Raw genomic sequence first — 23,895 nt, 5'->3', positions numbered from 1 at the left:
TTTATAATAAAAGCTGAACATAGTTTCTTTCTGGGTGTGGCGCAGCTGGTAGCGCGCCAGAATGGGGTTCTGGAGGCCGGGGGTTCAAGTCCCCCCACTCAGACCAGTGAAGATCAGTAACCGCAAGGCTTTGCGGTTTTCTTTTTTTTGGAAATACAATTAGAAATCGAAATTTGCAAACATTTTGCAAACATATTTTTTATTTTGTTTCTTTATCAAGAATTGGGGTGGGTATTTTCTGAATGCCTGCCCTTAGTTTTTAGATTGGAACGTAATACTATTATTAGCAATTTTATATATTGAATGCAAATAACTTTATTTTACTCTAATCTTATTTTAACCTCAATTCGACAAGTAGCAACTAGATTAAAAATTCAATTTCTATGAATGTAAAATATTGATACTTCATTATCAGATCTTCAACTATTGTATATTTGTTGGATAAAGATGTTCTTTTTGATTAACATAATTTATAAAACATCTAATCCATGCCTGATTTTTGGCTTTCATTTCATGCTCATAATCTTATTCTAAGCAAAAATGAAATTTTACCCCAAAAATTTGGACTTGGCTTAATGTAGCTATCTATAAGTTTTTTGACAGAAGAATATCATAGGGATAATATTATGACAGGAAAATTTTTATTGTGTTTTTAAGTAAAAAGAGTATAATAATATTTCGGAAATAGAAGTCTTGAGTGATTTTCAGAAAATATAGCAAAACGTTTTTATAAGTTACATTTGGCTATATTTGCTGAAATCTAGTTAATTGGAGGCATTAACTGATGAATGCTGTTTAAAGGAGAACAGAAGCAAATTATCTTTAACACAGTACACCGCAGGAAAGATGGTTCTCTTTATCCAGTAGAAGTTCACTTGGAACTTATAGAATTTGGGAAAGAAAAAGTATATGCAGCACTTGTGATTGATATAACGGAGCGTAGAACAATGGAAAAAGAACTGAAGGAAAGGAATGAGATTTTAAGCACTATAATGGAGTCTGCAGGAAATGCCATTATTATGATTGACGACAAAGGGAACGTAACTTTTTGGAACCCTGCAGCGGAGCGTATACTTGGATATTCAAGAGAAGAAATAATAGGAAAAGAATTACACGCACTTATGATTCAAGATGAAGGATGGAACTGCAAGGAATAGGGGATGTAACAGCAAGCTTTGGAGTAACTGAATACAGTGACACCGATACTATTGACACAGTTCTTATTCGGGTAGACAACATGCTTTATGAAGCAAAGGGTGAAGGAAGAAATTGTGTAAAGAGCGAATAAAAAAATGGAAATAAAATATAAAGTGGGAGGAGGATAAAAAGAGAGGCTTGTAATAGAGCCTCACTAAAAGAACTATGGAGGAAAGGGAAAATAAAAAGAATATTCTAGTAGTAGATGATTCTGTATTAATACGGCTTATGGCTAAAAATATATTAGAGGCAGAAGGATATGACGTTGAAACTGCAGCTACTGCTGAAGAAGCAATATTTAAAGTAAAAAATAGAGAGAAATTATTTGATTTAGTAATTGTAGACATTAATCTGCCGAATCAGAATGGTTTTGAATTTATACAGAAACTAAAATCGCAGGCGGAATACAAAAACATTCCGGTGATGATATTAAGTGGAGATGCTACACCAGTTTCAATTAAAGAGGCAGTAGAAGTTGGTGCAGTAGAATATCTCATTAAGCCCTTTAAAGCAGCTGAGCTTGTAAAACGTGTAGTAAAACTAATAGGATACATTAAAGAAGAAGATCACTATCCGGAACTTAAAGAGCTGCTAAAAAAAGAAATAAACCGGGCCAAGAGAAGCAATGTAAATCTTTCTTTAGTTCTGGCACAATGCGAAGGAAAAATCAGAGTAGAAATTTCAAAAATAGCAAAACAGGTAAAGAACAGACTTCGAGACATAGATACAGTATTTGAGATTGATAAAAATACTTTGGCTTTAGTTCTTCCTGTTACAGGAGCTAATGGCGCAGTGGTTGTAATAAAAAAAGTTAAAGGTAAACTGCCGGGTAAATGGTATTTTGGTATAAGTACATATCCCGATAACGGCAAAGATGAAGAGGAGCTAATTAATTTTGCAAAAGAAAGCTTAATGAAAGAAATATCGAATTTAAAACAAGAGACGGCAGAAAGAAAAGAAATATAGGAGTTATACAGACAGTAATTTTTTGGTATTATATTTTTAGACAAAAAAATAATAAAATTGCTATTGCAAAGGAAATGTAAAAAAAAGCTGCTAAATTAAATACTCTGAAGATAGGCGGGCCAAGGCTTTTCTTGACCTATTTTATTTACCCCTTTATTTACAAAACATTTTTATTGGGAAAATTTAAAAAGTATTATAATATAAAGTGAAATTCAAAAGATGGACTTATATAACAACACATAAGTTTATCGGGTGAAGATCTATGAAGATTATAGGAAAATTTTTTTACTTTTTAGGAAAGTGGATATTTTATTTTTTATTTAAAATATTTATCAAAATTGAAGTTGAAGGAAAGAAAAACCTTCCTGAAAAAGGGCCTCTTATAATCGCATCAAATCATAAAAGCATATTGGATCCATTAATACTAATGGTTATATTACCTTATTATATAACTTTTCTTGCTGCTTCATACCTATTTAAAATACCCTTTTTAAATATAATTTTAAAGCTTGTGGGTGTGCTTCCTGTAAAAGAAAAAAAGCAAGATTTAAGGACATTAAAACGAGCAATAGATTTGCTAAAAAACGGCAATATAGTCGGCGTTTTTCCGGAAGGCGGGGTGAGCGTAAATGGAAATGTTAAAGAATTTAAACCTGGTTTTGGTTTCCTTTCGGTTAAAACAAATGCACCTATCCTTCCTATAGCGATAATAGGGACGGAAAGAGTGCTTCCTCCAGGAAAATGGATTCCAAAAAGGGCAAAAGTTAAAATTTGCATTGGGGAACCCATATTTTTAGAAAAAGTAAATATAAAGGATAAAAAAGAAATTTACAGTTATTTAGTAAATTATACAAGGGCAATGATTTTAAAGTTCATATCAAAATTTAGCACTCCTGTAATAAATTAAAAGGTTGTAATATTTTCCAAAAATTGGGTATGAAGTATATAAGAAGAATAAAAAAATTGCGAAGCAAAGTTCAAAATAGCCAAAGTAGAAAAATTTCTAAGATTTATAGAGGAAAAAATATTAAAAGACAAATGGTCGCCAGATGCAGTAGTAGGTTATTTGCAATGGGAGAAAGTATACCACAGAGGCCAGAGGAAATAAACAGAAGAGAAGTTTTTAGGCATTGGAAGATAGACACTGTAATGGGGAAACGAACAAATGATAAAGTTTTATTAACAATAACGGAGCGCCTTACAAGGTATGAATATATGTTTGTGATAGATAAAAAGGACTGTTTATCAATTAAAAGGTATTTGATAGACTTAAAGAACAATATAAAGAGAACTTTCCAAAGATATTCAAGAGCATAACGGCAGATAATGGCTCAGAATTTGCAGAGCTAGATGAGATGCTAAAAGAATATGGCAGTAAAGCATACTTTACTCATCCATATTCTGCATTTGAGAGAGGCACAAATGAACGTCACAATGGATTAGTGAGGAGATTTATACCTAGAGGTTGCATAATAGCTGACTTACTGGAAGGACCGTAGAGCGAGTACAAGATTGGTGTAATAGACTTCTAAGAAGAATTTTAAGATATAAGACACCAGAAGAATTCTTTTTGCAAGAGATAGCTCAAGCTATTAACTAGAATAACAAATGGGAGCAAAAAATTTAAAACAGAAGTTATTGCAGATTTAGTTAATATGTAAAATTATGGAACTGTACTTCCCCTATAGGGGAAGTACATATAAGTATCATACATGGTTATGAAATAATAGCATTTAATGTAAATAAATGTTGCGTTTAATATTGCAATTTACACTACAAAATCTTGACACGGATGAACTACGTTAGTAATTGAATTTGTTGCAATAAGGTAATATAATAATATAGTTGACTGTAAAACCATTTAATACTTCAAATTATCGGCAAAGGAGAGGATTTCCTTGCTCGAAAAAATTAAAAGGGTTTTAATTGGACAACCATTGCCAAATGAAGTTGAAAAATCAGAAAAATACGGTGTTTTATGGGGTTTGCCGATTTTGTCAAGCGATGCTATATCATCCGTTGGATATGCAGGGCAAGAAATGCTATATGCATTACTTCCTGCTGTAGGAATTTTAGCGTTTGAAAAAATCCCTATTCTTTCACTAGCTATAATTGTATTACTTTTTATTCTTATGATTTCATACAGTCAAACCATCGATAACTATCCAAACGGTGGTGGAGCCTTTATTGTTGCCAAGGACAATCTTGGAGTTTTAGCAGGAATCATTGCTGGTGCTGCTTTATCAGTTGATTATATACTTACTGTTGCTGTTTCTATATCATCTGGTGTTGATCAAATTGTAACTGCTATCAGTGTGTTAAGACCATATAAATTGGAGATATGCTTGCTTTTAGTCTTATTATTGATGATAGGAAACTTAAGGGGAATAAGAGAATCTTCACGTATATTTGGTATTCCGGCTTATGCTTTTATGTTGGCGATAGTTTCACTAATAATCGCGGGATTTTTCAAGCTCAAAACTGGTTATATACCGCCTGAACCAAAAATAAATTATCCAATACACCCTGTTACAATGATTTTGCTTTTGAAAGCATTTGGAAGTGGATGTACTGCCTTAACAGGTGTTGAGGCAGTTGCTAATGCTGTTCCCAACTTTAAAGAGCCTGCTACAAAACATGCAAAAATGGTTCTTATGCTTTTATCTTTGATAATTTTTATATTATTTGGTGGGACATCTTTACTGGCGACTTACTATCGAGTAAATCCTGAAAAAGGTGCAATGCTTGTTTTAATGGCTCAAGAAGTTTTTGGCAAAACTTTTATGTATTATTTCGTTGCTGCAACAACATTTATAATTCTTATATTTGCTGCAAATACAGCTTTTGCAGGTTTTCCAATGCTTGTAGCTGTCATGGCAAAGGAAGAATTTGTTCCAAGACAACTAAGTATGAAAGGAGACAGATTGAGCTATTCAAATGGAATAATAATTCTTTCATTAATATCTGCTTTATTAATTGTCATTTTTAAAGGCAATGTTTCGGCCTTAATTGGTCTTTATGCTATTGGTGTATTTATATCATTTACATTGTCTCAAAGTGGCATGTTTGTAAGATGGCTCAAACATAAAGGTAATAGCTGGCACATAAAAGCTTTTATAAACGGGTTTGGAGCTCTTACTACCTTTGTTGTTGTCATTATAATTGCAATAACCAAATTCAAAGAAGGCGCTTGGATTGTTGTTCTTTTAATACCTGTACTTGTTCTTGCAATGGTAAAAGTAAAACTTCATTATATTGCTGTTGCTGACCAGCTCAGAATAACACCTGCTGATAAAGAATTGTTAGATATTGAACACAATATCTATAGAAATAGAGTAATTGTTCCAATAGAAAGTTTAAACAAAGCAAGTGTAAGAGCATTAAGGTTTGCAAGGACTATATCTGATAATGTAATTGCATTCAATGTTTCTATAAGCGAGGAGCAAGCAAAGAAATTGCAAGAAAGATATAAAATGTTAAATTGTTCTATTCCTTTAGTTATCAGATACTCACCTTACAGAAAAATCATCGAACCACTTTTAGAATATATAAAGTCAGAAGAGTATAACTATCAAAAGGGAGATATAATAACTGTAATTATACCAAAATTTACTGCACCAAAGTGGTGGCAAAAGCTATTGCACAATCATACATGGTTGTTTATTGAAAAAGAGCTGTTAAAAGAAAAGCACATTGTTGTGTCTGTTATGCCCCTTCAACTAAAAGATGATGAAATTGTTTTGAAGAATAAAAAGCAATCTTTGTGGAATGTGTTAGAGAAAGATTAGATTTTTGTGATTATCAAGTATTTACAGATTTTAATATAAGAAAAATTAATGTGTTATCTTGGAAAGAGCAATGCCAGGGCAGTGGTTAATTGCTCTTTTTTAATTAACCCTCCATGCTTAACAAAGCACAACCATAGATGAAAATAAATTTTCAAGTTGCAAGAAACTAGTTTTTTGGTAAACTAAAATTAACAGGGTCAAAGGTTGATTTAATGCTGATGGATTAATACCTCGTGAATTAACCTAACTTGATTACCTTTGAGCACAACCAATTGTCGCCCCATATTAAGGCAATATGGGAACAGCACGGGTGTTAAGTTTCTTATTTTTCTCAGGTAATCAACCCTGTAATAAATTTAACAGGAGTGAAGAAAATGCAGGATTTACTAGAAGTTTGCTGTGGACTAGATGTTCACAAAGAAACAATAGTGGCTTGTTTGCTTAAAGGTTCTGTCAATGATGAAAAGCCGGAAAAAACGATAAGAACATTTTCCACTTTATTAAAAGACCTTGAAGAATTAAAAACATGGCTTGAAACAGAAAACTGTCATCATGTTGCCATGGAGAGTACAGGGATATACTGGCAACCCGTATATAACGTACTCGAAAGTGCTTTTGATGGTAACATATCAATCATAGTAGCTAATGCAAAACATATGAAGAATGTACCCGGTAAAAAAACTGATATGAAAGATGCAGAATGGATTGCTACTTTATTAAGAGCTGGTCTTTTAAGTGGAAGCTTTATTCCTCCGCAAGAAATTCGAGAATTACGCAACCTTACGAGATATCGCAAAAGCATAATTGAAGAGATATCTTCTCAAAAAAATCGTATAGAGAAGCATTTACAAAGCTGTGGATTTAAGCTTTCAAATTTTTTGACAGATATATTTGGCGTATCAGGTAGAGCGATAATAGACCATATAGCAGAGCATGGAAGTATAACAGCTAAAGAAGTTGAAAATTATGTAAGAGGGAGAGCACGCAGTAAAATAGAAGACATAAAGCTATCAATTAATGGTAGAATGAATAAGCATCAAAGAGAATTTTTAAAGCTTTTACTCAATCATTTAGATGAAACGTATAAACATCTTTATGAGATAGAAGAGAGTATTAATGCTGAGATTGAAAAATACAAGAGACAGATTGAACAGCTAGATGGAATACCTGGCATAGATGTAACGGCAGCTGCTGCAATAATTGCTGAAATAGGTACAGATATGGATAAATTCAAGACTGCAGAGCACATTTGCTCATGGGCAGGATTAAGTCCCGGTAATAATGAAAGTGCGGGAAAAAAAAGTCCACTCGAGTAACAAAAGGAAACACTTATATAAAGAGGATACTGTGTGAAGTAGCATGGAGTATAACCCGCATAAGGGATTCATATCTTGCCACATGGTATTGGAAAGTAAAGCAGCGCCGTGGTACAAAAAAAGCGGTAGTAGCACTTGCCAGGAAAATATTAGTTATCATTTATACTATGCTTAAAAATAACACTGACTATGATGAAAGAATTTTCGATGAAGTGCGAAAGAAACAGGAAATAATTCGCGTTAAACGGATTATTAACGAAGCTCGCAAGTTGGGTTTAGAAGTAACAGTGTCCCAAATTTAAGTAGTATAATTAGATAACTTTACAAAAATTCCCAGCTGATGCTTTTAAAGCATTGGTTTAATATTTATTACCTTTTTTCTGGCTGGATGTTTAAGCCTATGCAGTTGTCAATGTTCAAAATTCTCCTTTTAGATAGTCTATTTTCGTGTTAACTTTTTAATTAAAAAGAAAAAGCTTAAAAGTTTTGCCACAGTCAGCCATTATCTCATCGAATAATAAAATTTAAAATGTTAACAAAAATAAGCTACCTTAAAACTTTAAAAAGCCTTTAAAGTAGCTTTATATTGATTCTTTTTGATTTATTTATAAATTCATAACATTTCTACACAACAAAAATCAAAAACCTTTTAATGCATTTACAATCGCATTCATATTATCATATATAATTGCTTTTTGTTCTTCAATTTTATTGTAAAGCTGTTTTAAGTATTGCACTTCTTCAAAATCCTTTGACTCTAAATAGGCTATATATTCATTAAAAAATTTTCTTGATAATAGCTGTTCTAGATTTTCTAAAATCATATTGCTATCATCTATTCTTTGAGGTAAAGTATTAACATAGTTAGATAGGGATATAACAAATCTTATCTTTATTAAACTAATCTGGAATGTTGTTGGTATAGTTAAAAATTCTAATATGTTTTGAAGCTTTTCTTTGAGGTCATTATCTTTTGTAGTTTTTTCTATTTTTACTATTTTGTCTAATATAGAAAAATACACTTTTTCTGCAACTATATCTTCATCAAAAATTTCATCTATCACTTCATCAAATATAGAATCAAAAAGTTCTTGTTGTTCTGTGTTTTTCTTTTTAAAGAATTCAGCAGCTTTTGTAAGGAACTTTAAATAAAATATATAAAATACATAAAATGGTATTTCAATTTCCATTTCAGGGTCTAAAATATAATTTAATTCATCTTCCATTTCCATAAGCATATTGGCACTTAAATATTCGGCAAATATAGGATATTTATAGAATATTTCCATCACTTTCTCCTTCACTAAGTCATGAGGTAATTTTTCTGCATCATTTATAACTTTTTCTAATTCATCTTCTCCATCCACAAGGTCAAATTCCGTTGCTTCTAAGATAGGTGTTGTAAATATCTTATAAGTTTTATCTATAACTGCTATTGAAAGCCAGATAAAGATATTTTTCATTTCTTCTTCGGTAAATTTTTCTGTACGTAGAGAATAGGCTAAATTCAATAAATAGTTTTCTAAAAAAGATGTATTAGATATTTCATCTAAAACTCTTTCCATTTCTTCCTCATTATCAAGATCTACATTCATTATAAAAGTAACCGGGATCCTTAAGTCTTTCAACCCTTCATTTTTTCTGAATATATTTACAATTTTTCTAAATAATTCTTCGGTTATTTCATCTTCATTTTCTTCATTAAGTTCTTCTAGTTGTTGTTTTCTTTCTCTCAATGATTCTATTAGTAATACTTTTAATTTTTCCACATTTACAGCTTCATTTTTACTATCCAGCTTAATTCCATACATTACACTTAATATTCGTATAAATTCATAATCATAAGGTAAAAATACGTCATCTTTTTCTATTTCTTTTAAGAGGGTTTTCTCAATTTTTTCTATGTTAGGAAGACAGCATTTTTTATATTTTTTTCCACTTCCACAAATGCATTCATCATTTCTATCAATATCAAAAATTTTACTCATTTAACGCCCTCCAAATTGATTTTTACTTTCTTTTTATAGATTACCACACTGTTTTCTTCTTGTCTATTATTTTTAAGGATACTTATCTCATTGTTCACGCATTTATTTATGTCTTTATCTATCATTTTTATAATAAAATGTTTACACCCTATTGACTTTGTAAAAATAATGTTATAATATAATTTGGAAACCAAAATATTAGGGAGGCAAATTGATGAAACTAGGGTATATAGACAATTTAGAAATGTTTTTACGAGAGATAAACCACATATTAAATTTATATACTCGAAGCTATCTCAACGAAAAAAATATAACAATGGCGAGGTTTTGGGTTATGAATAAGTTGTCGGCTGACAACCCAATAACCATGAAAGAATTGCAAAGAAGGTTGCTGCTGGCTCCTGGCACTCTGACAGGGCTTGTTGACAATCTTGTAAGTGATGGGCTCGTTGAAAGATGGCGAGATGAAACTGACAGAAGGCTTGTTTATCTTAAATTAACCCAAGCAGGTGATAAACTATTAAAAGAGATCTTACAATATCGTACATCAATACTCGCAAATATTTTGAAAAAAATTGATGGACTTGACGTAGAACGTCTAAACAGGGATTTGAGGTTAATTTGGAATCAATTGAAAGAATGTGAGACTTGCTAAATTTTAATTTGGAAGCAGGTGTTTATATGCCTTTTTCTGTTGAAGTTAAAAATCTAAGGAAGCTTTTTGGAAAGTATGAAGCAGTTGCAGGTATAAGTTTTACCATAAACGAAGGAGAAGTTTTTGGTTTATTGGGACCTAATGGAGCAGGAAAAACAACTACAATTCGTATGATAACTACGCTTTTGCCTCCGACATCAGGCGAAATCAAAATAGAGGGAATAAATGTTATAAAAAATGGAGGTTATATTCGAAATTTAATAGGATATGTACCGCAAGCCTTATCAGCCGATTCAACTTTAACAGGGTATGAAAATCTTCTAATTGTTGCAAAATTATTGCGCTTACCTAAAAAAGAGAGAGAAGAAAGGATTAATCATATTCTTGACATATTAAATTTAAGTGAAGCAGCAAACAGGATTGTCAAAGAGTACTCTGGTGGTATGGTTAGGAAACTGGAAATCGGCCAGGCATTAATACACAGGCCCAAATTATTAATACTTGATGAACCGACAGTTGGTCTTGATCCTGTAGCACGACGTAACGTTTGGGAAGTTCTTGAAGCACTTAAAAAAGAAACGGGACTTACAATTTTAATAACAACCCATTATATGGAAGAAGCAGAAGCCATGTGTGACAGGGTAGCTATTATGAATAAAGGCAGGATAGCTGCACTTGGAACCCCTGAAGAATTAAAGGTGATGACTGGAAATAAAGAAGCTACTTTAGAAGATGTTTTTACATTTTTTACAGGCAATCGACTGGAAAGCGGGGGAAACTTCAATGAATTGCGACAAGTCAGAAGGCGCATTCAGCGCTTTGACTAATGAAAGACGACACAGTTTTTCTATACTATCAAAATTTATAGCCTATATGGCTAATTCCTTTACTATTGCTGAGATGGAAATAAGAAAATTACGCCATGACCCCACTGAACTTTTTACTCGCGCAGTTCAACCAGCTTTATGGTTGTTGGTTTTTGGCCAGGCTTTTTCCAAAGTACGTGCTATTCCGACAGGAAATGTTAATTACCAGACATTTATGACTCCAGGGATTCTGGCACAGTCTATGATGTTTATATCAATTTTTTATGGACTTAGTATTATTTGGGACAAAGACCAGGGAATTCTTCAAAAATTAATTGCACTGCCAGTACCTCGCTTTGCATTTGTTACGGGAAAAGCTTTGGGAGCCGGTGTAAGGGCAATAAGTCAAGTAATGATTATACTGTTTCTTTCCTTGTTAATAGGGATAAAATTACATTGGAGCATTGTTAACATATTAATGAGTGTAATTACTATAATTTTTGGGGCTATTATCTTTTCTTCTTTATCCATGGCTATTGCTGCTATAGTCAAAACCAGAGAAAGATTTATGGGCATAGGACAGGTAATAACAATGCCTCTTTTCTTTGCCAGTAATGCAATTTATCCTATTGAGATTATGCCTCATTGGCTGCAAATAGTAGCACAAATAAATCCTCTGAGTTATATTGTAGAACTTTTAAGAGGATATTTATTAAATAGTCCTATACAAAATGCAGGCTTGGATTGGCTAATAATAATATTCATAACTGTTATTTTGCAATTGTGCGCTGCATTATTATATCCAAGAATCGTCACATGAAAGGAGATGCATATTGCTATGGAATACAAATGGATTGCGCTTTTATGCACTACAATAGGTGCTCTTTTTTCTGTTCTTAATGGGAGTATGCTTTTAATTGCTTTGCCAGATATTATGAAAGCTTTACATGCTGATATGACTATAATCATGTGGGTTGTCATGAGTTACATGCTTTCTATTACAATACTTGTACCGACAATAGGGAGAATTGCAGATATGATTGGAAGAAAGAAATTATATGTTACAGGTTTTGCGATATTTACTCTCAGTTCTTTACTATCTGGAATGTCAAATTCGGGTATTCAATTGCTTTTGTTTAGAATTATCCAATCTATTGGTGGCGCCTTAATGATGGCTAATAGCACAGTGATTGTAACAGACGCTTTTCCTAAAAACGAATTAGGGAAAGCTTTAGGTATAAACAGCATGGTTATAAGCATTGCAAATGTCATAGGACCTATTTTAGGAGGATTTTTGCTTAAATTTGGCTGGAGAAGCATCTTCTACATCAATGTGCCATTTGGGATTATTGGCACGCTGTGGGCAGCACTACAACTTAGGGAAGTAGAGGCTCTTCCTGAGCATCAAAAATTTGATTATGCTGGTACTTTAGTATTTACCGTTGCTATGATAATACTTTTAATTGCCCTGTCTTTTGGAGGATTTGCAGGATGGGGAAATCCACACATTATTACTCTCTTTGTTGTCGCAATAGCCTTGTTTGTTTTATTCGTTTATATTGAAAATACCGTAGACCAGCCAATGCTTGATTTGAATCTTTTTAAAACGAGAATATTAGCTTTTGCCTATACGAGTAATCTTCTAAACGGAATAGCAAGAGGAGCCGTTACTTTTCTTTTGATTTTTTATTTGCAGGGTATTAAGGCAATGGATCCGTTGACTGCAGGTATTTTATTGACGCCATTTGCTCTTGCAATGATGGTGGTTTCTCCAATTAGCGGTTGGTTATCTGATAGGTATGGGTCACGAGAGTTAAGCAGTATAGGGCTATTTATATCTGCAGTAGGACTTGTAGGTTTTATGGGAATAAATACTACAACGTCAATTACAAAGTTAATACTGTGGATGGCTATAATGGGTTTTGGCTCCGGACTATTTATATCTCCTAATACCAATGCTATAATGAGTAATGTTCCGGTTGACAAAAGAGGAATAGCGGCAGGAGTAAGGACAATGATGAACAATGCCGGAACAGTAATAAGTATAGCTTTGGCTATGGGAATAATTTCTTCAAGCATAGATCCACAAGCAATGCAAGCACTTTTTGTAGGAACCCAAGTTGGGGCAAAAGGGATAGCAGTTGCTCAATTTATTAAGGGCTTAAGGTCTACTTTTGGGGTATCTTTTGCAATAAGCTTGGTTGCAGCTTTTATATCCTATCTAAGAGGACCACAGCCCAAATGGGAATCAGAATATAGTGCTAATAAAAGAATGTAAGTAAGTTAAGATAATAAAAAACACCAGTAGCAGAAAGATGGATTGCAACGCAGAGAGAAAATATTGCTTTTGATAAAATCTAAGGAACCCTTTACAGCAGAAGGGTTCCTTAGATTTTATAGCATAACAACTTAAACAAAAAAAGTAGATAAATGTAATTTCTCAAATTAATTTATCCTAAGACTAAAAAGGCAGTGTAAAATTTAAGTAGGTGAAATGAAGCAGGAAAAAGGGGGATAGGTGTAGTTAAAAGACCTCACCCCCAAAAACGAAATAAAACAAAAATCAAAAGGAAGGTGAGGTCTGATATGTTAGATATTCGACACATAGTGGGCGCAATCCTTCTTTTTGCAAATGGATTAATAAAAATAATTAAAGAAAGTAAAGATTTTTATGAACTTGAAGAAGGAATCCACAACTTCATGCAGAAGGTATCCACTCAAATTTTTGCATGGGCTTTAGAAGAAATAGACACACAACTCATGAAGGAAAGAGAAAAGGGAGTATGGGAAGTAGTAGGATTTAGAGCGAAACAGGTTGTTAGTACCTTTGGAGAATTTATATACAGGAGGCGTCTATACAGAAACAAAAAGACAGGAGAGACAAAGCTTTTACTGAATGAATTATTAGGTTTAAGATCCCGCTCACAAATAACACCGAAGTTAAGAGAAATAGCTGTAAAATTAGATACAGAAATGCCTTTTAGGCGTGCAGCAGAAATATTAAGCTATCTTTTTCCTGGAATTAGTCCGATGACGATCTGGAAAGGAGTGCAGGAAGTAGGAAAAGATTTAAAACAAGTACAGTGAAGAAAAGAGGAAAGAAGTTTTTGAAGATGGGAAGTTACCGAAAGGAGAGAAGGTTACAAAGAAGCTATACATAGAAAGCGATGGTATAATAATAAGGCTACAAAGAGCAGAGAGACTTGTCAAGAATTTTGTGTCTGAGCATAGTAACGTAACTGGAAAAGCTGCATGATCTCGTAAATGTAAGCTTTTATCACTGGAACAGGCTTTTCCCATTTTGTTTGCTTCAAATGCTCTCTGCAAATAAACCATTGAGTTCCAAAATATCAGCTGATTGAAAATATCCACCAGATTTTATTCTCACTTTTTCAACCAAGCTATTAACACTTTCAACTGCACTTGTGGTATAAATGCGCTTTCGTGCCTCCTCCGGGTATCTTGTAAAAGCAAAGTAGTGGTCAGCTTTTTGAAGAATGGTATTTATAAACCGTGGATACTTGCTTACATAAGTGCAAGAAAAGATTACAAAGCTGAAGAAATAGATGAATGGCTAAAAGTTTCACTGCCGATTTTAGAAGGGCCATTTGCAGGAAGACCCTGGATAAAATATGTTTTTAAAAGAGATAACGCGAGCCAATGGTCTAGCGATAAGTGTTTGAAGCAGGAAGTTAATAACCAGTATTTTACATTTAAAGGCTAATAAAAGAAGCGAGATGTTTAGTGTTTGCTTCTGAAGTAATAATTTAACATAAATAGAACATATTTTATATTCAGTAAAGTGAATTACGTATTGGTGGTGAGGTAAGTTAGGCAAAAAATTTTTAAAAAAATTTACCTACGAAAACTTGACACGGACTCTCATAAAACGGGTTTGGCTAAACTTAAAAACTGTGATAATATTAAATTAAAGGATTTTGCATTCTTTTGCCAATGAATAGAATTAATTTAAAGGAGGCTAAAATGATGAACGAAATAAGTATTGCGCATCTTAGGCTTTGCTACTTTTATTCATGTAGATGAGAATGGAAGACCAGCGCCGCATAATGTTACCTTACCTGAGCCTGAAAATGAAGAAGAAAGAATGCTTAGGGAAAGGGCAAAACAAATTATCTAGGAGATGAGAAATAAATATCAACTGGATAAAAACCACTTCTGTGAGGAAGGTTAGTTTATGGGGTAGTGATAAAATGGATACAGTAAAGATTTATACCAATATTATAAAAGATAATATGGATAGACCGGAAAAAGTAAATAAGCTAATAAATTTTGGTCTTACCTCTGCTTACTATTATGTGAGCTTTTTCAAAGACAAAAGGATTCCCAAATCTCTTCATTACCTAAATAAATACTCTATAAAAAGCATAAAAGATTCTTTAGCAAATCCTCAAAATTCTGCTTGGGTAAACCTCTTTGCACCCTCTGAATTTTTGATTGCTATGGACATAAAACCCTTATTTATTGAAGCATATTCTTCTTTCATGTCAGGCTTCTTCATCGAAGATTATCTTGTTGATACTGCCGAATCGAGAGGCATGTCAAATACTTTATGCAGTTATCATAAAACTTTCATAGGAGCCAGTGAACTTAATATCCTCAAAAAACCTAAATTTATGATGACTACTTCCATGATATGCGATGCGAATATACCTACTTTCAAGTATCTTTCAAAAAAACACGGGGTTCCACTGTACATTATTGATATTCCCTACAAATATTCTAAAGACTCCGTAGTGTATGTAAAAAAACAGCTTTTAGAAGTGGCGGAAAAGCTTGAGGAAGTTTTTAATAGAAAGCTTGATATTGATAAATTGAGGGAAGTTGTAAAAACGGAAAATAAAACAAGAGTACTTATGAAAGAGTATTTAAATTATGCAGGGAAAAAAAGATTTATACCTACCATGACTTTTGAAATGTATATGCTTTTCACATCCCATGTATTCATTGGAAGCAAGGAAGTATTACATTTTTATGAGATGTTAGTGGAGGATATAAAAAGAGCTCCTGAAAGAAGTGGAAAAAGCATATTTTTTATACACCTTCTTCCTATATTTGAGAAAAATTTTAAAGATTACTTTAACTTCAGCGATAAATTTTACATTGCTGGTAGTGACTTAAATTATGATTTTCTTGATGAAATTGATGAAAACGACCCCTTCAAGGGAATCGCTGAAAAGCTTATCTTAAACTCTTTTAATGGTGAAATAAATAGGAAAGTTGCAAGAATCAAAGAACTGATAGAAAAAATAAAACCGGACGGCATTATACAGTTTTGTCATTTGGGCTGTAAACAGTCCATGGGTGGAACGTTTATAATTAAAAATCTTGCTTCAGAAGTGGGTATTCCATTTCTTTATTTAGATGGGGATTGTGTAGACAAAAGAAATAATCAAGAGGGGCAGAATAGGACGAGGCTCGAAGCTTTTCTTGAAATGCTTTAGCAATCTTTCTGGAGGTGAAAAATTGATAGGGTACATTTGCAAATACACGCCTGTAGAAATAATCGAAGCCTTTGGAGAAGAACCGGTAAGACTTGAGTCAGGATATAAATCTCATGAACATGCTGAGGCCCTGATTCACTCAAATATGTGCAGTTTTGCAAAAGGGGTTTTGGAAAATATAATTGAAAATAATATTGAAGAGGTTGTATTAACTGCCTGTTGTGATAGTATAAAAAGACTTTATGATGTATTAAAAGGTAAAGTAAAATTTATCTATCTTCTAGACCTGCCCAGAAAAAAAGATCCTCTCGTAATAGATCTTTTTTACAATGAAATAATTGAATTTATAGAAGCGTATCAGGCCTTTAAAAACAAGAATTTTGCTGAAGAGAATTTGCTAAAAATTCTAGAAAGCAAGTCTTTTAATAAAGAAAAGGAATCCACTGAAAGCATTGCTATATTAGGTGCGAGGCTTAAAGATGATGTTATAGAAAAAATCATAAATTCTTGTACAGCAAATATAATAAATTTTACCTGCACAGGTGAAGAAAGAGTATTCAATATTGAAGCAAAAGATAATTTATTAAAAAGCTATGCGGAATCGCTTCTCAATTTAACACCCTGTATGAGAATGGCAGAAGATCGAAGCAAGTTAATCAATAAAGAATTCAAGGGGATAATATACAACACCATAAAGTTCTGTGATTTTTATTCCTATGAGTATGCTGAACTCAAAAGCAAAGCAGACGTCCCACTTTTAAAAATTGAAACTGACTATAACGATTCAAATAGCGGCCAGATTTTAACAAGAATAGATGCCTTTTTGGAATCAACCGGTATAAAAAAGATGGAAAAACAGAGAGCCAAGAAGGGATATTTTGTAGGAGTGGATAGTGGCTCTACTTCTACAAATGTAGTCATAATCGACGAAAACAAAAACATAATATCATATTCTATTATTCCAACAGGTCCTAAAGCTCTAGAAAGTGCTTTTAAAGCTTTTGAAATTGCTTTAAACAGTGCAGGACTTCAAAAAAAGGATATTACATCAATAGTAGCAACAGGGTATGGAAGAGTAAGCATTCCCTTTGCAGATAGAATTGTAACTGAAATTACCTGTCACGGAAAGGGCGCGTTTTTTGTAGACAATGCTATTAGAACTGTTATAGATATAGGTGGACAGGATAGCAAAGTGATAAGGTTAGATGACAGCGGCAATGTCATTGATTTTGTAATGAATGACAAATGTTCAGCAGGGACAGGCCGGTTTCTTGAAGTAATGGCGAGAACGTTAGGGATTTCAATAGAAGAAATGGCAAAAGTCCATAAGGAAGTAAAAGAAAATATCACGATTACCAGTATGTGCACTGTATTTGCAGAATCGGAAGTAATATCTCTTATTGCCCAAAATAAGGACCAGAGGGATATAATACATGCCCTCAATAAAGCCGTTGCTTCAAAAGCAGTTTCCCTGGTCGACAGAATAGGAAGAAAAGGAAAATACATGATGACAGGGGGCGTTGCCAAAAATCAGGGAGTAGTTTATGCCATCGAAAGCAGGCTCGGTGAAAAACTTGTAATCCCATTTGAACCACAGATTATTGGAGCGCTTGGAGCAGCGCTAATTTCACTTGAAGGTAAATGAAGTTACTTTTTATGATAAAAATAAAATGGTGGTGATGTTATGAAAATTCTTATAGCTCCCGATAAGTTTAGAGGAAGTTTATCTGCATTTGAGGTTGCAGATAGCATAGAAAAAGGAATTTTAAAGGTTTTCCCAAAAGCCGTTATCGAGAAAGTCCCTATGGCAGATGGTGGCGAAGGAACTGTTGAATCATTAGTTGATGCAACTGGAGGGAAAATAATAAAAACAAATGTAAAAGATCCTTTATTTAGAGATATTGAAAGTTTTTATGGAATATTAGGTGATGGCAAAACAGCAGTTATAGAAATGGCTGCTGCCTCAGGACTTTATCTTTTGAAGGATTATGAGAGAAACCCCATGATTACAACAACGTATGGAACCGGTCAGCTTATAAAAGATGCTTTAGATAGAGGTTGCAGAAAATTCATTATAGCAATAGGTGGAAGTGCAACAAACGATGGTGGTGCTGGCATGGCATCAGCGTTAGGAGTTAAATTTTATGATAAAGATGGCATAGAAATAGGTCTTGGAGGTGGGGAACTTTCAAAAATTTACTCAATAGATACTTCAAACCTTGATGATAGACTAAAGGAATGTGAGTTTATCGTAGCCTGCGACGTAGCAAATCCTTTAATTGGAGAAAATGGCGCATCAAGAGTTTACGGTCCCCAAAAGGGTGCTACAAAGGAGATGGTAGAAGTTTTAGATAAAAACCTTGAACATTATGGTAAACTTTTAGAAAAGTATTTTAATAAAAAAATAATAGATGTTCCAGGCTCAGGAGCTGCAGGTGGCTTAGGCGCAGGACTTATGGCATTTTTAAATGCGCAGTTAAAAAGTGGTATAGAAATAATAACTGAAACATTAAAACTTGAAGAAAAAATAAAAGAAGCTGATATAGTAATTTCCGGTGAAGGGAAAATAGATTTTCAAACAGCATTTGGGAAAACAATTTCAGGAATAGCTAAATTGTGCAAAAAGCATAATAAACCGCTTATTGTAATAGCAGGAACGGTTGAAGATATAGAAAAACTTTATGAGATTGGAGTTAGCAGCGTTTTTTCAACTATGGAAAAGCCAATGTCCCTTGAAGATGCCGTAAAAAACGCACCAACATTGTTAGAAAAATCTGCTGAGAGAATTTTTAGGTTAATCAAAGCCATAAAGGCTTAAAAAATAAAGGAGGGGTTTTAATGTCAGGTCCATATTTAGTTTTTATTCTATTCTTGACTATACTTTTTATCGTAATTGCAACAGCAAAATTTAAACTTCATCCATTCTTAGCCCTTATTTTCGCATCATATTTTTTAGCTTTTGCAGCATTTATGCCATCCGATAAAATTGCAGGGATAATTACTCAAGGCTTTGGCAACACCCTCACAAGCATAGGAATAGTAATAATAGCTGGTGTTATCATAGGAACCATTCTTGAAAAATCAGGTGCTGCAATCAAAATGGCTGAGGCAATTATTAAGTTTGTAGGAGAAAAGCGACCTACAATAGCAATGAGTATCATAGGTTACATTGTCTCTATACCTGTTTTCTGTGATAGTGGATTTATAATTCTTTCTTCATTGAACAAAGCTTTAGCAAAGAAAACTAAAACATCTCTTGTTGCAATGTCTATAGCACTTTCAACAGGACTTTATGCAACACACGTTTTAGTTCCGCCGACTCCAGGTCCAATTGCGGCTGCTTCTAATCTTCAACTTAATAATCTTTTACTGGTTATCTTAATAGGACTTCTGGTAGCGATACCAGCAATGATAGCAGGTAATATATTTGCTAATAAAGTTGCTTCAAAATATCAAGCTAATATTGATGAAAGCATAAGCTATGAGGAAGTTTTAAAAAAGTACGGCAAACTTCCAGATGCTTGGAAATCATTTGCCCCAATTGTTGTTCCCATAATTTTAATGGCACTTGGCTCAATCGCAAAGTTCCCAGGTGAACCATTTGGAGAGGGCTTTTTTGATAAACTATTTGTATTTTTAGGAACACCTGTAAATGCACTTTTAATAGGTATGTTCTTTGCATTTTTGCTTTTACCAAATTTAAGTTCTGAAACATTAAATTCCTGGATTGTCGAAGCAATAAAGGATTCTGCAACAATATTAATTATAACTGGAGCAGGTGGTTCATTAGGTAATGTCATTAAAGAAATAGGAGTAGGTGATTATCTCGGACAAACTTTGTCGGGATTAAATCTTGGTATGTTTTTGCCATTCATTATTGCAGCAGCAATTAAAACTGCACAAGGTTCTTCGACCGTTTCCCTTATAACGACATCAGCATTAATGCTTCCGCTACTACCATCTTTAGGATTTACTTCAGATATTGCAAAGGCCCTTGTGGTTGCGGCAATAGGTGCAGGTGCTATGACCGTTAGCCATGCAAACGATAGTTATTTTTGGGTTGTTTCTCAGTTTGGTGGGATAGATGTTAAAACTGCATACAAGACTCAAACTGTTGCAACCCTAATAATGGGAATAGTAACAATAATCACAGTTTTCATTTTGTCGTTATTCTTAATTTAATATGTCACAATAAAGCACCCAAAATCTTTGGTGTTGAAGTTTTTATAGGTTTTTTGTCAAGAGTTGGGGTAGGTATTTTCTGAATGCCTGCCCTTACTTTTTAGATCAGAACATAATGTCATTATTAGCAACTTTATACATTAAATGTAAATAACTTCATTATACTCTAGCCCTCATTTGATACAGAGGCTATCCAGTATTTGCTTTTATATTGCCTTGCTACTCTTATTTACACATGTGGGTATATTTTTTTATTGCTATATTGCAAAACATTCTGATATGGTATAATAAAGGCGAATGTAAGAATAAGAAGCTTAATAATATCAAAAAAGCAAAAAAGTTTAGAAAGCGGGTATTATAAACAAAAATACAAGGTTAGATCTATATACATTGTATGAATTTAACAGATAAAAAGGTTGAGTCATCTACAATAAAAATTATCATACATACAAGCTAAAAACTAACCTAAGATGAATACTTGTCTGGTGATAGGGCTATGTGGACATAAATATTATTTCCTTTTTACTTTTTTTACTTTTTTATATAATTTTTTTGCACGAAAAGCACATTAAGCATTGAAAAGCATGTTTTTCAAATTATCAACGTGCTCAATAACTGTACATTTAGTGTATATAATGATAAAAATTATCATATACTTAATGAACATTTTTTGTGCGCTTGAAACACGCCTGGTTAAGCTTTTTTCGCTTTTTATGCTTTTAGTGCAATAAGTAAATAGGTTTTATCTGAGGGACCATATTTTTTGTATATTTTACAAACAATTTTGTTTTTGGGAGATAGTTTTTGCGAGATATGGAGGTAAGGGATTTCTCATATTACTGCCGGAAGCAGTAGGCACGAACAGGCTTGTTTTCTATAGAATCTGAACAAACAAAAAGATTAGAGGGGTGTAATTTGATGGAAAATATGACTATAGGCCGATATATTAATTTACCTGTAGTTTCACAGGATGCCGATTTAAGAGAAGTTGCAAGAGTAATGCTTGAAAGTAAAGAAGGTGTGGTTATCGTAGAAAAAGAAAACGGCGCAAAGGGCTACATTGACTATAACGTAGTACTAAAATGGTTTCTCATGGGAGATGAAGCAGCGGAATACAATATGATGCAAAAATTGAGAAGTAGTCAAAATGAAGTGGAAACGGCATTTTCGATCATGCTTCCTGACCAGCGTATAGAGGCACGGCTGAAATCTGTTCCAGAGTATATGGATGAGTACGACGAAAGTACAGGCATGGTGAAGATAACCGGTGTAATCAGAAATGGTGGTTTCAGGCACGTCGTAAACATGCTTAAATTAATTGCAGATGCTTTTAGACAAGGTCTGATGGAATTGCCGGGGATGGATAAGAATGCACTTGTAGAGGCAGCTATTCTGCATGATATTGGGAAAGTACAGCCGGAGTTGAAGATAGGAGATATAGTAAATCCGAAAGAAGTGTTTGAAAAGGGTTATTTTCATGCATTTCGAAGCGCTGATTTAAGCAAGGCGTTATATAATATAGACGATAAGGTGTATTATTTGATAAAGTATCATCATCATCTTGAAAACGAACTGCCGTCCGACTTCCCTGAGGTTCTATTGCCAATGTACAGATTTTTCAGATTAATTGATGGCCTTTCAGCTGGAATTACTCGCAGAGGTTCTAAAGTATTGATGAAGATAAACGGCACCAGAATTTATGTGAAGGAAGAAAGCAGTTTTCCCTCTTACAATCAGGAAATTGAAATGGACATTTACACTGGATTTTTCAATAGCAGGAAGTTGTAAAGTGTAGAAGAATGCTGATGAGAGAAGCTCTGCCATTTTTCCATGTTATAACGTCGTAAACCATCTTAAGGGAAGGGTCACGGGGGCAAGTAGAGATACCATTAGAGTCAATGCCAGGCTGAGGGGGGCTTTATATTCAGCAGCAGAATTAGCATTTTCAATATCAAAAGAATCATTATCATAAAAGCTGGTAGGCTTTAAACACCCAAGCCATTAGTAACAATATCAAGAGATAATTGTTTAGCTTTGTTTTTCATAGGATTTCCTCCGTTTCGTTTTTGTGTTTGTCATATATAGGAATTCTACAAAAGCGTGGGAATTCCTTTGAAAATATATAGCAGAACTCCTGAATTTATGAGGGTTTTGGGGTTCTGCAAAAACCGAAATGTTAAAATAAAAAAGGGGGAAAAAGAACGTGGAATTTATGAATGTTAAGCTTCCAGAGGAAATTGTTCGTGAAGAATATTTAGGAAATTTTGACCAAGCAAATCATCTCATTGAAAGATGGCTTGAAAGAAGACTTCCAAATGAGCTTAGAATGAGATTAATTTTTGAAAAGGAGCGAGTAAAAAGACTTTTAAAGAATTATCCTTATAATGAGGAGACAGCTATTAACAAAGCAAGAGAGCTTATAAATAATTTTACAAATGAAGAATTTTATACTTTACTTGATAAAGGATTTTTGGATTACATTATGGTTGATGGAAAAAGAATGTATGAGGAAAGATTTGTTCAGAATATTACTTATGCGATTCCGGATTACCAGAAAAGGATGAAAAAAGACAAAAGTAGAGAAGAGTCACGAAATCTTAATGACAATAGGTTACGAGAACTTCTGAATGGTGATAAGCCGAAAGAATATAAGGTTCGTGCTAAAATTTCTCTAAAAATTGTAGAAGACATCGAGGAAGAGAAAGTGAAAGTTTGGTTACCATTTCCAAAAGAAGAATTTCAGCAGAAAGATGTAAAACTTGTTTCAGCAAGTCATGAAAAGTATTTTTTAGCATCTTCCGATATCCCTCAAAGAACAATCTATTTTGAAGGTAAAAAAGAAAATGAATATTTTGTAGAATTCGAATATGTTATAAAAGAATGGGTAAACACAGTTGTTCCAGCAAATACCGAAGAAATAAATAATTATGACTTTTTATCAGAGGAGCCGCCTCATATAATTTTTACACCATATTTAAAGAAACTTGCTAAAGAAATAGTAGGAGATGAGAAAAACCCCTATCTAAAAGCAAAGAAGATATATGATTGGATAACCTTAAATGTTAACTACTCTTATGTACATCCTTATGCATTATATGAAAATATTCCTGAGTTTGTTGCATGTAATTTAAAAGGAGACTGTGGATTTCAGGCGCTCCTCTTTATAACCCTTTGCAGGATTGTAGGTATTCCTGCCAGATGGCAATCAGGCTGGTATATAACCCCATTCCTAGCGTCACCGCATGATTGGGCATTATTCTTTATACCACCTTATGGATGGCTTCCTGCCGACCTATCTTTTGGTGGGCGCTATAAAAACAATCAAGAATTAAGAGAATTCTATTTTGGTAATCTTGATGCATTTAGAATGGTGGCAAATTCTGATTTTATGAAAAACTTTGCACCTAAGAAAGTATTCTGGCGTAATGATCCTTATGATAATCAGGTTGGTGAAGCAGAAACAGAGTATAAAAATATTTATGATTTTAAATATGAGATTCAAGTATTAGATTTTAAAGAAATACGGAGGTAGAGA

General features: G+C 33.4%; 20 protein-coding genes, 1 tRNA gene and 2 pseudogenes. 21 read left to right on the top strand and 2 right to left on the bottom strand.

Features of this window, described 5'->3' with window-relative positions; all coding sequences use genetic code 11:
* Window positions 1-30 precede the first annotated feature (30 nt).
* The 9 genes and pseudogenes from EB239_RS10585 (at window position 31) to EB239_RS10550 (ending at window position 7,569) form a co-directional block, all read left to right on the top strand.
* Window positions 31-106 (top strand) — tRNA-Pro (locus EB239_RS10585).
* A gap of 682 nt (window positions 107-788) precedes the next feature.
* Window positions 789-1,157: a PAS domain-containing protein gene (locus EB239_RS10580; protein WP_003871104.1), complete on the top strand. Its 369-nt coding sequence runs from the start codon at window positions 789-791 to the stop codon at window positions 1,155-1,157.
* The gene (locus tag EB239_RS15280) at window positions 1,139-1,288 is read left to right on the top strand and encodes a diguanylate cyclase domain-containing protein (protein ID WP_404815195.1); all 150 of its coding nucleotides are present in this window, start codon (window positions 1,139-1,141) and stop codon (window positions 1,286-1,288) included. Before EB239_RS10580 ends, EB239_RS15280 begins: the two co-directional genes overlap by 19 nt.
* Before the next feature lie 74 nt (window positions 1,289-1,362).
* Window positions 1,363-2,163 carry a response regulator gene (locus EB239_RS10575; RefSeq protein ID WP_003870114.1) on the top strand — a complete coding sequence of 267 codons (801 nt, stop codon included), beginning with the start codon at window positions 1,363-1,365 and terminating at the stop codon, window positions 2,161-2,163.
* A 262-nt stretch (window positions 2,164-2,425) separates the two neighbouring features.
* Complete coding sequence (locus EB239_RS10570; RefSeq protein WP_003870115.1) at window positions 2,426-3,070, top strand: lysophospholipid acyltransferase family protein; 645 nt, start codon at window positions 2,426-2,428, stop codon at window positions 3,068-3,070.
* Window positions 3,071-3,099: 29 nt separating this feature from the next.
* Window positions 3,100-3,480: a hypothetical protein gene (locus EB239_RS10565; protein ID WP_050984244.1), complete on the top strand. Its 381-nt coding sequence runs from the start codon at window positions 3,100-3,102 to the stop codon at window positions 3,478-3,480.
* A complete protein-coding gene (locus tag EB239_RS15275; RefSeq protein WP_129545179.1) occupies window positions 3,465-3,662 on the top strand; it encodes an IS30 family transposase in 198 nt (65 codons plus the stop codon). The genes EB239_RS10565 and EB239_RS15275 overlap by 16 nt, the downstream gene beginning before the upstream one ends.
* A gap of 399 nt (window positions 3,663-4,061) precedes the next feature.
* Window positions 4,062-5,951, top strand: coding sequence for an APC family permease (locus EB239_RS10555; protein WP_003870118.1), 1,890 nt, complete (start codon window positions 4,062-4,064; stop codon window positions 5,949-5,951).
* Between the two features lie 374 nt (window positions 5,952-6,325).
* A pseudogene (locus tag EB239_RS10550) lies at window positions 6,326-7,569 on the top strand (IS110 family transposase).
* Window positions 7,570-7,905: 336 nt separating this feature from the next.
* Here the strand turns inward: EB239_RS10550 and EB239_RS10545 are convergent.
* Window positions 7,906-9,255 carry an SEC-C domain-containing protein gene (locus tag EB239_RS10545; RefSeq protein ID WP_003870119.1) on the bottom strand — a complete coding sequence of 450 codons (1,350 nt, stop codon included), beginning with the start codon at window positions 9,253-9,255 and terminating at the stop codon, window positions 7,906-7,908.
* Window positions 9,256-9,469: 214 nt separating this feature from the next.
* Between EB239_RS10545 and EB239_RS10540 the strand changes: the two genes are divergently transcribed.
* The 5 genes and pseudogenes from EB239_RS10540 to EB239_RS10520 form a co-directional block, all read left to right on the top strand.
* On the top strand, window positions 9,470-9,910 hold the full coding sequence (locus tag EB239_RS10540) for a MarR family winged helix-turn-helix transcriptional regulator (RefSeq protein ID WP_003867965.1): 441 nt from the start codon (window positions 9,470-9,472) through the stop codon (window positions 9,908-9,910).
* 26 nt (window positions 9,911-9,936) lie between these two features.
* Window positions 9,937-10,737 carry an ABC transporter ATP-binding protein gene (locus EB239_RS10535; RefSeq protein ID WP_129545140.1) on the top strand — a complete coding sequence of 267 codons (801 nt, stop codon included), beginning with the start codon at window positions 9,937-9,939 and terminating at the stop codon, window positions 10,735-10,737.
* Window positions 10,694-11,536 (top strand): ABC transporter permease, encoded by an 843-nt coding sequence (locus tag EB239_RS10530; protein ID WP_003871566.1) that lies wholly within the window; start codon window positions 10,694-10,696, stop codon window positions 11,534-11,536. The genes EB239_RS10535 and EB239_RS10530 overlap by 44 nt, the downstream gene beginning before the upstream one ends.
* A gap of 18 nt (window positions 11,537-11,554) precedes the next feature.
* The gene (locus tag EB239_RS10525) at window positions 11,555-12,994 is read left to right on the top strand and encodes an MFS transporter (RefSeq protein WP_003871565.1); all 1,440 of its coding nucleotides are present in this window, start codon (window positions 11,555-11,557) and stop codon (window positions 12,992-12,994) included.
* 308 nt (window positions 12,995-13,302) lie between these two features.
* Window positions 13,303-13,909: pseudogene (locus EB239_RS10520) on the top strand (UPF0236 family transposase-like protein); the annotation flags it as partial.
* A 117-nt stretch (window positions 13,910-14,026) separates the two neighbouring features.
* Here EB239_RS10520 and EB239_RS15270 read toward each other — a convergent pair.
* Window positions 14,027-14,215 carry a transposase gene (locus EB239_RS15270; RefSeq protein ID WP_404815215.1) on the bottom strand — a complete coding sequence of 63 codons (189 nt, stop codon included), beginning with the start codon at window positions 14,213-14,215 and terminating at the stop codon, window positions 14,027-14,029.
* On the opposite strand from EB239_RS15270, the gene EB239_RS15030 reads away from it, so the two are divergent.
* From EB239_RS15030 to EB239_RS10480, 7 genes are all read left to right on the top strand, one after another.
* On the top strand, window positions 14,207-14,440 hold the full coding sequence (locus EB239_RS15030) for a hypothetical protein (RefSeq protein ID WP_042835426.1): 234 nt from the start codon (window positions 14,207-14,209) through the stop codon (window positions 14,438-14,440). The genes EB239_RS15270 and EB239_RS15030 overlap by 9 nt on opposite strands.
* 487 nt (window positions 14,441-14,927) lie before the next feature.
* Window positions 14,928-16,178, top strand: a complete 1,251-nt coding sequence (locus EB239_RS10505) for a 2-hydroxyacyl-CoA dehydratase subunit D (protein WP_042835425.1) — start codon at window positions 14,928-14,930, stop codon at window positions 16,176-16,178.
* Window positions 16,179-16,200: 22 nt separating this feature from the next.
* On the top strand, window positions 16,201-17,823 hold the full coding sequence (locus EB239_RS10500; protein WP_003869640.1) for an acyl-CoA dehydratase activase: 1,623 nt from the start codon (window positions 16,201-16,203) through the stop codon (window positions 17,821-17,823).
* A gap of 39 nt (window positions 17,824-17,862) precedes the next feature.
* Window positions 17,863-18,996: a glycerate kinase gene (locus EB239_RS10495; RefSeq protein ID WP_003869639.1), complete on the top strand. Its 1,134-nt coding sequence runs from the start codon at window positions 17,863-17,865 to the stop codon at window positions 18,994-18,996.
* Window positions 18,997-19,016: 20 nt separating this feature from the next.
* Window positions 19,017-20,360: a GntP family permease gene (locus EB239_RS10490; RefSeq protein WP_003869638.1), complete on the top strand. Its 1,344-nt coding sequence runs from the start codon at window positions 19,017-19,019 to the stop codon at window positions 20,358-20,360.
* A 918-nt stretch (window positions 20,361-21,278) separates the two neighbouring features.
* Window positions 21,279-22,148: an HD domain-containing protein gene (locus tag EB239_RS10485; RefSeq protein ID WP_003869637.1), complete on the top strand. Its 870-nt coding sequence runs from the start codon at window positions 21,279-21,281 to the stop codon at window positions 22,146-22,148.
* 415 nt (window positions 22,149-22,563) lie between these two features.
* Window positions 22,564-23,892: a transglutaminase domain-containing protein gene (locus tag EB239_RS10480; RefSeq protein ID WP_003869636.1), complete on the top strand. Its 1,329-nt coding sequence runs from the start codon at window positions 22,564-22,566 to the stop codon at window positions 23,890-23,892.
* Window positions 23,893-23,895 lie beyond the last annotated feature (3 nt).

Origin of the sequence: Thermoanaerobacter ethanolicus JW 200 (assembly GCF_003722315.1) — a bacterium.
Classification (GTDB): Bacteria; Bacillota; Thermoanaerobacteria; order Thermoanaerobacterales; family Thermoanaerobacteraceae; genus Thermoanaerobacter; species Thermoanaerobacter ethanolicus.
This window is presented reverse-complemented; position numbering and strand designations above follow the sequence as displayed.